The 12,083-nt window shown below is 70.6% G+C and carries 11 protein-coding genes and 1 tRNA gene; 3 read left to right on the top strand and 9 right to left on the bottom strand.

Annotated features, from left to right (window positions below; genetic code table 11):
* Positions 1 to 3: 3 nt before the first annotated feature.
* Together ACWIHT_RS23680 and ACWIHT_RS23675 are read left to right on the top strand one after the other, a co-directional pair.
* Positions 4 to 1,632 carry a long-chain-fatty-acid--CoA ligase gene (locus tag ACWIHT_RS23680; RefSeq protein ID WP_456170196.1) on the top strand — a complete coding sequence of 543 codons (1,629 nt, stop codon included), beginning with the start codon at positions 4 to 6 and terminating at the stop codon, positions 1,630 to 1,632.
* A gap of 87 nt (positions 1,633 to 1,719) precedes the next feature.
* The gene (locus ACWIHT_RS23675; RefSeq protein WP_456170195.1) at positions 1,720 to 2,163 is read left to right on the top strand and encodes a hypothetical protein; all 444 of its coding nucleotides are present in this window, start codon (positions 1,720 to 1,722) and stop codon (positions 2,161 to 2,163) included.
* 51 nt (positions 2,164 to 2,214) lie between these two features.
* Here ACWIHT_RS23675 and ACWIHT_RS23670 read toward each other — a convergent pair.
* The 8 genes from ACWIHT_RS23670 to ACWIHT_RS23635 all read right to left on the bottom strand — a co-directional run bounded on the left by ACWIHT_RS23670 (position 2,215) and on the right by ACWIHT_RS23635 (position 8,773).
* Positions 2,215 to 2,288, bottom strand: a tRNA-Lys gene (locus ACWIHT_RS23670).
* Positions 2,289 to 2,386: 98 nt separating this feature from the next.
* A complete protein-coding gene (locus ACWIHT_RS23665) occupies positions 2,387 to 3,145 on the bottom strand; it encodes an IclR family transcriptional regulator (protein ID WP_456170194.1) in 759 nt (252 codons plus the stop codon).
* A gap of 220 nt (positions 3,146 to 3,365) precedes the next feature.
* On the bottom strand, positions 3,366 to 4,142 hold the full coding sequence (gene ehuA / locus ACWIHT_RS23660) for an ectoine/hydroxyectoine ABC transporter ATP-binding protein EhuA (protein ID WP_456170192.1): 777 nt from the start codon (positions 4,140 to 4,142) through the stop codon (positions 3,366 to 3,368).
* 10 nt (positions 4,143 to 4,152) lie between these two features.
* Positions 4,153 to 4,803 carry an ectoine/hydroxyectoine ABC transporter permease subunit EhuD gene (gene ehuD, locus ACWIHT_RS23655; RefSeq protein ID WP_456170190.1) on the bottom strand — a complete coding sequence of 217 codons (651 nt, stop codon included), beginning with the start codon at positions 4,801 to 4,803 and terminating at the stop codon, positions 4,153 to 4,155.
* Complete coding sequence (gene ehuC / locus ACWIHT_RS23650) at positions 4,800 to 5,462, bottom strand: ectoine/hydroxyectoine ABC transporter permease subunit EhuC (RefSeq protein WP_456170189.1); 663 nt, start codon at positions 5,460 to 5,462, stop codon at positions 4,800 to 4,802. The genes ehuD and ehuC overlap by 4 nt, the downstream gene beginning before the upstream one ends.
* Positions 5,459 to 6,376: an ectoine/hydroxyectoine ABC transporter substrate-binding protein EhuB gene (gene ehuB / locus ACWIHT_RS23645; protein WP_456170187.1), complete on the bottom strand. Its 918-nt coding sequence runs from the start codon at positions 6,374 to 6,376 to the stop codon at positions 5,459 to 5,461. Before ehuB ends, ehuC begins: the two co-directional genes overlap by 4 nt.
* A 29-nt stretch (positions 6,377 to 6,405) precedes the next feature.
* Positions 6,406 to 7,788, bottom strand: coding sequence for an amidase (locus ACWIHT_RS23640; protein ID WP_456170186.1), 1,383 nt, complete (start codon positions 7,786 to 7,788; stop codon positions 6,406 to 6,408).
* Between the two features lie 22 nt (positions 7,789 to 7,810).
* On the bottom strand, positions 7,811 to 8,773 hold the full coding sequence (locus tag ACWIHT_RS23635) for a D-2-hydroxyacid dehydrogenase (protein ID WP_456170185.1): 963 nt from the start codon (positions 8,771 to 8,773) through the stop codon (positions 7,811 to 7,813).
* Positions 8,774 to 8,990: 217 nt separating this feature from the next.
* Between ACWIHT_RS23635 and ACWIHT_RS23630 the strand changes: the two genes are divergently transcribed.
* On the top strand, positions 8,991 to 10,091 hold the full coding sequence (locus ACWIHT_RS23630) for an LLM class flavin-dependent oxidoreductase (protein WP_456170184.1): 1,101 nt from the start codon (positions 8,991 to 8,993) through the stop codon (positions 10,089 to 10,091).
* On the opposite strand, the gene ACWIHT_RS23625 is transcribed toward ACWIHT_RS23630, so the two are convergent.
* Positions 10,079 to 11,908: a putative bifunctional diguanylate cyclase/phosphodiesterase gene (locus ACWIHT_RS23625; protein ID WP_456170183.1), complete on the bottom strand. Its 1,830-nt coding sequence runs from the start codon at positions 11,906 to 11,908 to the stop codon at positions 10,079 to 10,081. The genes ACWIHT_RS23630 and ACWIHT_RS23625 overlap by 13 nt on opposite strands.
* Positions 11,909 to 12,083 lie beyond the last annotated feature (175 nt).

Below are 12,083 nucleotides of genomic sequence, written 5' to 3'. Positions count from 1 at the left end.
CCCATGGAGTCCAGGAGGCGTACCGTCGCGGAACTCGTACAGGCACGGTGGGACGACCACCGCCCGGGGCTGTGGTGCGAGGAACGGGTGCTCACCCACCACGAGGTGGCGGCCGGTGCCGCGGCCAGGGCGGCGCTCCTCACCGACCTCCTGCCACCCGGCACCGCACCCCATGTCGGCGTGCTGCTCGACAACACCCCCGAATATCCCCTGTGGTTGAGCGCGGCGGCCCTCGCGGGAGCGGCCGTCGCCGGCATCAACCCCACCCGCCGCGGCCCCGAGCTGGCCCGCGACATCCTGCACACCGAATGCCGGATCCTGGTCACCGAGCGCACCCACCTCCCGCTCCTCGACGGCCTCGAACTCCCGGGCGTACAGCTGCTGGTGACGGACACTCAGGCCTACGACGACCTCCTCGCGCCCTACGCGGACGCGAAACCGGACACCTTCACGCGGGCCACCCCCGACGACCGCGTCCTGCTCTACTTCACCTCCGGTTCCACCGGCGCCCCGAAGGCCGCGATCTGCACCCAGGGCCGCCTGGCCGCCGCCGGAAGCTCCCTCGTCGGCAGCTTCGGGGTCCTCCCTGACGATGTGCACTACATCTGCATGCCGATGTTCCACGGCAACGCGGTGATCGCCGACTGGGCACCGGCGCTGGCGGCCGGGGCGGGCGTGGCGCTGCGCCGCCGGTTCTCGGCGTCCCGGTTCCTGGACGACGTACGGGCGTACGGGGCCACGTACTTCACCTACGTCGGCCGGGCCGTGCAGTACATCCTGGCCACGGAAGAACGCCCCGGCGACCGGGACAACCCGCTGCGGATGGGCTTCGGCACGGAGGCGGGGGCGGTGGACGCGGCGGCGTTCGAGCGGCGGTTCGGGGTGCGGCTGGTGGAGGGGTACGGGTCCTCGGAGGGCGGGGCGGCGGTGCAGTGGTCGCCGGGGACACCGTCCGGGGCGGTCGGGAGGGCGGCGCCCGGGCTCGCCGTACTCGATCCGGGGACGCGGGCGGAGTGCCCGCCCGCGGTCTTCGACTCGGCCGGACGGCTGCTCAACGGGGAAGAGGCGATAGGGGAGTTGGTGAACCGAGCCGCCAACCCCTTCGAGGGGTACTGGCGCAACCCGGAGGCGGACGCGGAGCGGCGCCGGGAGGGCTGGTACTGGACCGGTGACCTCTTCTACCGGGACACCGACGGTTACCTCTACTTCGCCGGCCGCACCGACGACCGCCTCCGCGTCGACAGCGAGAACCTCGCCGCCGCGATGATCGAGAACATCCTCGCCCGCTACGAGGGCGCCGACGCCGTGGCGGTCTACGCGGTACCGGACCCGGTCACCGGCGACCAGGTCATGGCCACCGTCGCCGGGCACTTCGACCCGCGCGGCTTCGCCGAATTCCTGCTCGCCCAGCCGGACTTGGGGACGAAGATGGCACCCCGCTTCGTACGGGTGGTACGGCGGATGCCGGTCACGGCGACCAACAAGATCCACCGGGCGGGGCTGCGGCGGGAGGGGATCCGGTGCGCCGATCCGGTGTGGTGGCGGCCACCGGGGGAGGCGGCCTATCGACGGCTCACTCCGCAGGACGCCGTCGTAGCAGTGGGGACCGGCCGGACCGGCCGGACCGGCTGAGGATGTCGGCCCTTGGTTGATCTATGAGGTCCTTGCCGGTTGAATCCTCGAAGCACCGTGGTCGGGTGCTTCGAGGAGGGGGACTCGATGAGCGACTTCGCGGCCGTGGGAATCATCGTCATGGTCATCGGGGCGCTGATGTGCTTCGCGAACTCCGGCGGTCTCGTCAAGTTTCTGAAGCTGCGGAATCTGAAACGGCACGGAGTCCAGGGTGAGGCCGTCTCCACACTCCAGGAGTGGATCAGCAGCGGGCATCGCGTCTACTACCTCGTCCTCCTGCCCGAGGCCCCGTCCAGGAGTCGGCAGCCCCACTTCATCGAGGTCGGGGTGGCACCCCGCGGGCCGGTGGGCACCGTCGTACCGGTGGTGTACGACCGGAGGAAGCCGGACCGGGCCAGAACGGGAACGCTCGCGGACATCGCCGACCTCGATCTGTCCGACGACCGGCGCTTCGTGAAGCTGTTCTGGGTGCCGGGGCTGACGCTTGTGGCGCTGGGCGCGCTGCTGGCGGTCACGATGTCCGTCATCTGACGAACGACCAAGGGCACCCTTCCGAAGAAGGATGCCCTTGGTCACTCACAGTGCGCCGCCAGGGACTCGAACCCCGGACCCGCTGATTAAGAGTCAGCTGCTCTAACCAACTGAGCTAGCGGCGCATGACTCACGCCTTCCGCTGGATCTGAGTCTCGCGGAGGGCGACGAGAAAATACTACCTGGTCCGGAGGGGTGCTCCGGACCAGGTCCGGGACAGGCCCTAGATCGCGAGGGACAGCAGTACAGGGCCCGCTTCGCGGTTCAGGGTGTCCGCCGCCTGGCGGAGGCGGTGGGCGTGTTCGACCGGGAGGGACAGGGCCAGGCAGCCCACCGAGGAACCGGCCGTGATCGGGACGGCCGCGCAGACCGTGCCCACCGCGTACTCCTGGAGGTCGAGGTGGGGAACGGTCGGCGGCTGGGTCTCCAGGCGGGAGAGCAGCAGCTTGTCGCTGGTGATGGTGCGCGAGGTGAGGCGGGCCATCTTGTGCCGGGAGAGGTGGTCGCGGCGGCCGTTGTGGTCGAGCTGGCCCAGCAGGCTCTTGCCGAGCGCGGTCGCGTGCGCGGAGACGCGGAAGTCGACCCACTCGTTGACCGCCGGGGTGGTGGGCCCGGCCGCGTACTGGGTGATCGTGACCTCGCCGTCGACGTACCGGCTGACGTAGACCGCCGCGCCCAGGGAGTCGCGCAGCCGGTCCAGGGTCCGCTGGATCTGTGCGCGCACCGCCTGGTCGCGGCCGGCCGCGGAGCCGAGCCGGCCCAGGGCCTCGCCGGTGACGTAGGCGCCGTCGGTGAGCTGCTCGACGTAGCCCTCGCGGCGCAGGGTCCGCAGCAGTATGGTCAGGCGCTCGACGCCGAGGCCGGTGCGGCGGGCCAGTTCGGTGTCGGTGACACCGGTGGTGTGTCCCGCGACGGTCTCCAGGATGCGCAGTGCGTCCTGTACCGAGTGGTAGGGAGCGGTCGGCTCGTGCATCAGCGCCACGGTGTTTCTCCCTGCGCTCGCTTTTTGGGCCGTGATACCGGACAGCGAATCCTCTCCACGATAGCTGTCAAACGGCCGATGTGGAGCGGCTGTTGGCGAGATTGTGGCCCTGCTCATGCCCTCCCAACTGGGGCGCGGGACCTTTGGCATATGCCTACGGCACGCCACGTGGCGTAGACCTTGGGTGTTCGGTTGTTCACTTGGCGTAGTTGAACGAACGTCAAAGAATCGCGCCGAGAAATTCCCGGGTCCGCCGATGTTCCGGATCGCCGAAGATCCGCTCCGGCGGGCCCGATTCGATGACCTTGCCCGCGTCGAACATCAGGACCTGGTCCGAGATGTCCCGGGCGAAATTCATCTCGTGGGTCACACAGAGCATGGTGATGTCGGTGGTGCGGGCGATGTCCCTGAGCACGTCGAGCACGCCCGCGACCAGCTCCGGGTCCAGTGCGGAGGTCACTTCGTCCAGGAGCAGCACCCGCGGGCGCATCGCCAGCGCCCGCGCGATCGCCACGCGCTGCTGCTGGCCGCCGGACAGCTGGGTCGGGCGGGCGCCGGTCTTGTCGGCGAGGCCGACCAGGTCCAGCAACTCCAGGGCGCGCGCTTCCGCTTCGTCCTTGGGCAGGCCCAGGACGGTGACCGGTGCCTCGGTGATGTTGCGCAGCACGGTCATGTTCGGGAACAGGTTGAACTGCTGGAACACCATCCCGATCTTCTTGCGGATCTCGCGGACCCGCTTCTCGGGCGCGGGGAAGAGCCGCTCCCCGTCGACGGTGATCGTCCCCTCGTCCGGCTCGGTCAGGGTCATCAGCAGTCGCAGGATCGTGGTCTTGCCCGAACCGGAGGGCCCGATCAGGGTGACGTGCCTGCCGGACTCGACGGAGAAGTCGAGGTTGTCGAGGACGGTGTTGGACCCGAAGCGCTTCGTGACGTGGTCCAGGCGGATCAACTCGCCGCCGTCCACCGGGGGGTTGGCGCCCGCGTCGGGATCGTTCATCAGGGGAGTGTCAGTGGACAAGGCGTCGCTCCAGGGCTCGGATCAGCAGAGAGGCGGGGTAGGAGACGAGGACGAAGGCGACCCCGATCACGGTGACGGGCTCGGTGAACTGGTAGTGCTCCTGGGAGAACAGCCGGGCCCGGCCCATCAGTTCGAGCACGGTGATCACCATCAGGATCGGGGTGTCCTTGAGCATCGCGATCACGTAGTTGCCCAGCGCAGGGACCACCCGGCGGATCGCCTGCGGCAGGATCACGGCCGTCCAGGTCCGGCGCACCGGCAGATTCAGCGCGGTCGCCGCCTCCCACTGGCCGGCGGGCACCGCCTCGATACCGGCGCGGTAGACCTGCATCGTGTACGTCGAGTAGTGCAGCCCGATCGCGAGGACACCGGTGGTCAGCGCGGAGAGGGTCAGCCCCCACTCCGGCAGCACGTAGAAGAGGAAGAACAGCTGCACCAGCAGCGGGGTGTCCCGCACGAACTCGGTGACGGCCCCGACCGGCCAGCGCACCCAGCGAGTCGGGGCCCGCATCAGCAGCGCCCACACCAGCCCGAGCCCGAACGAGAGCAACGACCCGAGAAGCAGGATGCGAAGGGTGACTTTCAGGCCGTCCCAGAAGTACGGCATGAAGTCGCCCACGGCGTTCCAGTCCCAGTTCACGCGACCTCACCTCCGATGCCGATCCCGGCCCTCAGCCGCTTCTCCAGCCCGCGCATCAGCCGGGTGAGGGTGAAGGCGATCACGAAGTAGATCAGCAGGATGTACGTGTAGATCTCCGCGCTCTGCTGGAGCGCGAGCCGCACCAGGTTGGCGCTGAAGGTCAGATCGCCCATGCCCATCACCGACACCAGGGCGGTGCCCTTGAGCAGTTCGATCAGCAGGTTGCAGAAGGGCGGGATCATCTCCGGCACCGCCTGCGGCAGCAGGATCAGCCGCATCCGCTGCCAGGGCGTGAAGCTCAGCGCGACCCCGCCCTCCTGCTGCGCCGGGTCGACCGCTCCGAGCGCCCCGCGCACGATCTCCGAGCCGTACGCGCCGTAGGTCAGCCCGAGTGCGAGGGTGCCCGCCCACAGCGGGACGAGCTGCCAGCCGAAGGCGACCGGCAGCACGAAGAACACCCAGAAGATCATGACGAGGGCGGAGGTGCCGCGGAACACCTCGGTGTAGAAACCGGCGAGGAAGCGGACGACCCACAGCCGGTGGGTGCGGGCGACGCCGACGACGAACGACACGGCGGTCGCCAACAGCGCGCTGAGGACGAGGAGTTGGACGGTGGTCCAGATCCCCTTGAGGACGAGTTCCCAGAGTCCTGAGGTCATGCGCCGCAGAGCTCCTTCGCGGTGAGGTCCGTCATCTCGGCCTCGGTGAACCCGAAGGGCCGCAGGACGCGGAACAGTTCCCCGCTCTTCTTGAGCTTGTGCAGCTCGACGTTGAAGGCGTCGCGCAGCTTCGTCTCGGTCGGCCGGAACGCGAACGCGCCCCCGTCGATCCGCGGTCTCCCGTCGACGAGCGGTGCGAAGGGCCGGGTCGACTCGGCCTTCGCCGACTTCCGCACGACCGCGCGGGTGGTGAGCGCCGTACCGGCGAAGACGTCGACTCGCCCTGCCTCCACGGCGTTCAGCCCGGCGACCTGGTCCGGGACGATCAGGATGTCGCCCTGCTCGTACCCGGCGTCGACGGCGTGCTGGATCTGCGCGTACCCGGTGCCGGTGGCGAACCTCGCCCTCTTCGCGACGACGTCCTTGTAGTCGTGCAGCCCCTTCGGATTGCCCTTGCGGACGACGAAGGAGTCGAGCACCTGGTAGTCCGGGTCGGCGAAGATGACCTGCTCACAGCGTTCCGGGGTCACATACATCCCGGCGGCGACGACGTCGAACTGCTGAGAGTTCAGCCCCGGGATGAGCGAGCCGAACTCGGTGGGCACGGGCTGCACCCTGTCGACGCCGAGCCGCTTGAAGATTGCTTTCGCCAACTGCGGTGCCTCACCGGTCAGTTGGCCGTCCTTGTCGATGTACCCGAACGGGATCTCCCCCGCTATCCCCAGCCGTACGACGCCCTGCGCCTTCAGCCGGTCGAGGAGATCGCCGCCGCCCGCGGCCGACGCGGTGGCCACGCGGCTACAGCCGACCGCGCCCAGCGCACCGGCCGCCGCCACCCCGGCGAGCAGTGCCCGACGGGTGTGACCCGGCGTAGGACCGGGTGTGTGTCTGTCGTTCCCATGTGGTGGAGCCATGGCCGCGCGGCTACCCGATCGCAAACGGGTTATGCGCCCCGGATTCCGAACAGCGCGTGCGCCGCCCGCAGCACCAGGTCGTCCCGGTGCCGGGCCGCCACGATCTGCATCCCGATCGGCAGCCCGTCCCCGTCGCTCCCCACGGGGACGGTGGCGGCGGGCTGCTGGGTCAGGTTGAAGGGGTACGTGAACGGGGTCCAGCCGGTCCAGCGGCGGTACCCGGAACCCTTCGGGACCTCGGCTCCCGCCTCGAACGCGGTGATGGGGAGGGTCGGCGTGACGAGGAGGTCGTAGCGCTCGTGGAACAGGCCCATGCGGCGGCCGAGTTCCGCGCGGACGTCCACCGCCGCCAGATAGTCCAGCGCGGAGAGGCGGGACCCCGCGGCGGAGATCTCCCGCAGTCCCGGGTCGAGCAACTCCCTTTGCCGAGCGGCGAGTTTCCGCGTCACGTGGGCCGCCCCGCTGGACCACAGGGTGTGGAAGGCGTCCACCGGGTCCGTGAAGTCGGGGTCGGTCTCCTCGACGTACGCGCCGAGCGCGGCCAGCCGCTCCACGCCCCGCCGTACCGCCGCCGCGACCGCCGGACGGACCGCGACCTGGCCGCCGAGGGACGGGGAGTACGCGATCCGCAGGCCCTTGATGCCATGCGCGAGCACCTCCGTGAAGGATCCCGACGGGCGGTCCAGGCCCGACCAGTCGCGGGCGTCCGGGACGCCGATCACGTCCAGCAGCAGCGCCGCGTCCGCCGCGTCCCGGGTCATCGGGCCGACGTGCGACAGCGTGCCGAACGCGCTCGCCGGGTACAGCGGCACCCTGCCGTACGTCGGCTTCAGTCCGAGGATCCCGCAGAAGGACGCGGGGATACGGACGCTGCCGCCGCCGTCCGTGCCCAGCGACAGCGGGCCCGCGCCGAGGGCAACGGCCGCCGCGCTCCCGCCACTTGAACCGCCGGACGTGCGCGAGGGGTCGTGCGGGTTGCGGGTGGTGCCGGACAGCGGGGAGTCGGTGACGCCCTTCCAGCCGAACTCCGGGGTCGTGGTCTTGCCGATGAACACCGCGCCGTGTTCGCGGAGTCGGGCCACCGAGGGCGCGTCCTCGTCCCAACGGCCTTGTTCCGCGATGGTCTTGGAGCCGCGCAGGGTCGGAGCGCCGCGCTGGAGCAGGATGTCCTTCACGGTGACCGGCACCCCGTCCACCAGCCCCGACGGCTCGCCGCGCCGCCAGCGCTCCGTCGACTCGGCCGCCCGCGCCAACGCGCCCTCCGTGTCGAGCCGTACGAACGCGTTCACGACGGGCTGGATCTCCTCGGCCCGCTCCAGGGTCGCGCGGGTCGCCTCCACGGGGCTGAACTCCCGTCTGCGGTAGCCGTCCAGGAGTTCCACGGCGGTCAGCTCGGTGAGTTCGGTCGTCATCCGGCCCTCCAGGCTTGGGAGTTCAGTGACCCGGTACGTACCCACGCTTCTTGTCGACCACGTTCCGCAGCGGTTTGCCCGCCGCCCAGCGCTCGTACAACTCCACGAACTGCGCGCCGAGTTCGTCCCGCCAGCCGACCGTGTCGCCGCTCATGTGCGGGGAGACGATCAGCCCCGGGACCTGCCACAACGGGCTGTCCGGGGTGAGGGGTTCGGTCTCGAAGACGTCCAGCGCGGCGCCCGCGATCCAGTGCTTGGTGAGTGCCTCCGCGAGCGCGTTCTCCACGACGAGCTGTCCGCGTCCCACGTTGATGAAACGGGCCGAGGGCTGCATACAGCCGAACCGGCGGGCGTCGAACATGCCCCGTGTCTCGTCGGTGAGCGGGGCCGCCGAGACCACCCAGTCGGCGCGGGCCATCAAACGGTCGAGTTCGCCGGGGCCGTGGATCCCGGTGCGCGGGGTGCGGCCCACGAGCGCGGTCGTCACGCCAAGTGCCTTGAGAACGCGGACGATCGCCCGCCCGATCGGCCCGGAGCCGACCACACAGGCCCGGGTTCCGGCCACCCGCTGCGCCTCGCGGTGCCGCCAGGTCCGCTCGCGCTGGAGGTCCAGTGTCCTCGGCAGGTCCTTGGCCATCGCGAGGACGAGGGCGGCGACGTACTCGGCGATCGGATCGTCGAAGATCCCGCGCGCGTTCGTCACCACCGTGCCGGAGTCGGCGAGTTCGGGGCACATCAGGTGGTCCACGCCCGCGCTCGCGGTGTGCACCCAGCGCGGGCGCGGGCCCTCGCCCGGCCAGGCGGAGCGCACCGCGCGCGAGGCGAAGTCCCACACCAACAGGACGTCGGCGGACGGCAGTTGCTCCGCGAGTGTCGACGCGTCGGCGTGCTTCACGCGCACCCGGCCGGTGAGCTTTCCGAGGCGGGGGAGCGGGTCGGCGTCCAGGACGAGAAGGGTGGGCAGGGCGGCGGGAGTCGCGGTCATCGCACTCGAACCTACCTTCGCCGCGGGGCGGGGTCGATGCCCCGGCGGGGGTACCCCTCCAAAAAAGTGTGTCACTTCTGCCCGGAAGTGTCACACTTTTTCGCGGAGTACCCCGCACCCCGCACCCCACCCGCCCCGACCTCCCGGGAATAAAGCGGAGACAGCCTCCTGTTAGCCCGTGAAGACACCGCACAGCTCACACCAGGAGGCACCCACCGTGGCGACAGACGACGAGATCCGGGGCACGGCGCAGGGCACCGCCCCCGTCCCCCTCTCCGTGCTGGACCTGGTGACCGTGGGCGCCGGCCGCACCGCCACCGACGCGCTCCGTACCAGCGTGCGCATCGCGAAGCTCGCCGAGGCCCGCGGCTTCCACCGCTACTGGGTCGCCGAGCACCACTCGATGCCGGGCGTCGCCTCCTCCTCACCGGCCGTGATCCTGGCCCACCTCGCCGCCCACACGGACCGCATCCGCCTCGGCTCCGGCGGCGTCATGCTCCCGAACCACGCGCCGCTCGTCATCGCGGAACAGTTCGGCACCCTGGAGGCGCTCGCCCCCAACCGCGTCGACCTCGGCCTCGGCCGCGCCCCCGGCACCGACGGCGCCACCGCCGCCGCCCTGCGCCGCACGGACCGCCTGAACGAAGGCGCCGACGACTTCCCCGAGCAACTCGCCGAGCTGACCCGCTTCCTGGACGACGACTTCCCGAGCGGCCACCCCTACGCCCGCATCCACGCGGTCCCCGGCCCGATCCAGGCCACCTCGCCCGGCGGCGTGCAGTCCCCGCACCGCCCCCCGATCTGGCTGCTCGGCTCCTCCGGCTTCAGCGCCCGGCTGGCCGGCATGCTCGGCCTGCCCTTCGCCTTCGCCCACCACTTCTCCGCGCAGAACACCGTCCCGGCCCTCGACCTCTACCGCGAGTCGTTCCGGCCGAGCGCGGTGCTCGACGCGCCGTACGCCCTGATCGGTGTCTCCGCCCTCGCCACCGACGACGAGAAGGAGGCCCGCCGCCAGGTGCTGGCCGCCGCCCTCAACATGGTCCGGCTGCGCACCGGCCGCCCGGGACTCGTGCCCACCCCGGAAGAGGCCGAGGCGTACGAATTCAGCCCCATGGAGCGGGAATTCATCACCTCCTGGAACGCCAACGTCATCCACGGCACGGTCGACGAGGTCCGCACCGGCCTCGACGATCTGCAAAAGCGCACGGGCGCCGACGAGTTGATGCTCACGTCCCACGCCCACAACGCCGACCTGCGGCTGCGCTCGTACGAACTGATCGCCGACGCCTATGAGTTGACGGCCACTCAGGAAGCCTGATTGCAGGCCTTCGTCCCCAGCAGTTCGGAGATACGATCCGGCGCCACCGGGCGGGAGTAGAGCCACCCCTGTCCGGTGTCGCAGCCGATCCTGCGCAACCGGGACGCCTGCGCCGAGGTCTCCACGCACTCGGCGGTCACCGACAGCCCCAGCCGGTGGGCGAGTTGGATCATCGCCTCGACGATGACCTCGTCCGCCGGGTTCGGCGCGACGCCCTCCCCCTCGTACTGGAAGCCCCGTACGAAGGAGCCGTCCAGCTTCAGGACGGAGACCGGAAGCCGGCTCAGGTACGCCAGGTTCGAGTAGCCGGTGCCGAAGTCGTCGATGGCGATCTGCACGCCCATGTCGCTGAGCGCCTGGAGCGCCTGCAACGGCCGCCCCGCCGACCCCATCACCGCCGACTCGGTCAGCTCCAACTGGAGCAGCCGCGGGGCGAGTCCGGTCTCGGCCAGGACCTCCGCCACATCCGCGACCAGGTCCGAGTCCCACACCTGGCGCACGGCCACGTTGACGCTCACGAAGATCGGCGGCTCGTCCGGGTGGTCGAGCTGCCAACGGCGGGCCTGACGGCAGGCGGTGACCAGCACCCAGCGGCCGAGCTGCACGATCGAGCCGTCCTCCTCGGCCAGTCCGATGAACCGATTCGGCGTCAGCATGCCGAACTGCGGGTGGTTCCAGCGCACCAACGCCTCGACCCCGCGCAGCCGTCCGTTCTCCATGCCCACCAACGGCTGGTACTCCAGGGTGAATTCACCCCGCTCGATGGCCGGGCGGAGGGTGGAGGCCAGCGCCTGGCGGGTCATGCGGTGAGCGTTGCGCTCCGGATCGAACAGCGTCCAGCGGGACTTGCCGTCGGCCTTCGCCCAGTACAGCGTGGTGTCGGCGGCCTGCATCAGACCGGTGGCCGTCGTACCGGCCGCCTGCCGCTCCACCACCCCGATCGACGCCGACAGCGACAGCCGCTGCCCGGACAGGTCGAACGGCGCCTGGAGCGCCTTCAGCACCGACTCGGCGAGATCGGCCAGTTGGTCGGTGCCGGTCGAGTCCTCGACGAGCAGCGCGAACTCGTCGCCGCCGAGCCGCGCCACCAGCGGGGCGGTGGCCCGGGCCAGGCCCGCCTCGTCCGCGCACCGCGTCAGCCGCTCCGCCACGGCGGCCAGCAACCGGTCGCCGACCCGGTGGCCGAGGGTGTCGTTGACCGCCTTGAAGCCGTCCAGGTCCAGATAGCACAGGCCGATCCGCCCGGTGCCGCCCTGCTCGTACGACTCCGCCTCCAGCGCGGCCGAGAGCCGCTCGAAGAACAGGGTGCGGTTGGGCAGCCGGGTCACCGCGTCGTGCATCTCCAAGTGCCGTAGCCGCGCCTGGAGTTCACGGCGGTCGCTGATGTCGGTGAGTGACAGCAGCACACCGTGCTCGGCGGCCGGCAGCGGCGCCGCGGTCACCTGCACCCACAGACAGTGCCCGTCGGGGTGCTTGACCCGGCGGGTGCGGCTCAGCTTGGCCTGCCGGCCACGCAGCACCTCGCGATAGGCGTGCCAGGTACGGGCGTCCGACCTCAGGTCCACCAGATCGGCCGCGACCAGCCCCGCGAGGGCCGCACCGCCCTTGCCGAGCAGCGCGCCGAACATGTCGTTGGCGCTCACCACCAGCCCGTCGCGGTCCACGACGGCCATGGCGAGGGGGGACGCGGAGAAGGCGGACCCGAGCCTGCCGTCCGCGGGAAGACTGACACCGGGCGATGCCTCGCCCTTACTCTCTGTTACGGCCGGCCGGATGAGGTCTGCCGCGGGCGCCGGCCCTTCGGACGTTCCGCTCACCGCTCGCTCCCGCAGTGCACTCGATCTTCGGATGGGTCTCGTCGGGATGGCCGACCGGGTGGGAGGCCGCCGTGCCGTGTCCGTGCAGGAAAGTGTGCCGATCATAGAGGTTGGCCCCCGGCCCTTCCAGCCACTCTCCAGTGTCCCGGAACAACGGCCTGTTCCGGCAGATCGA

The organism is Streptomyces sp. NPDC002276 (assembly GCF_053891435.1).
This window is presented reverse-complemented; position numbering and strand designations above follow the sequence as displayed.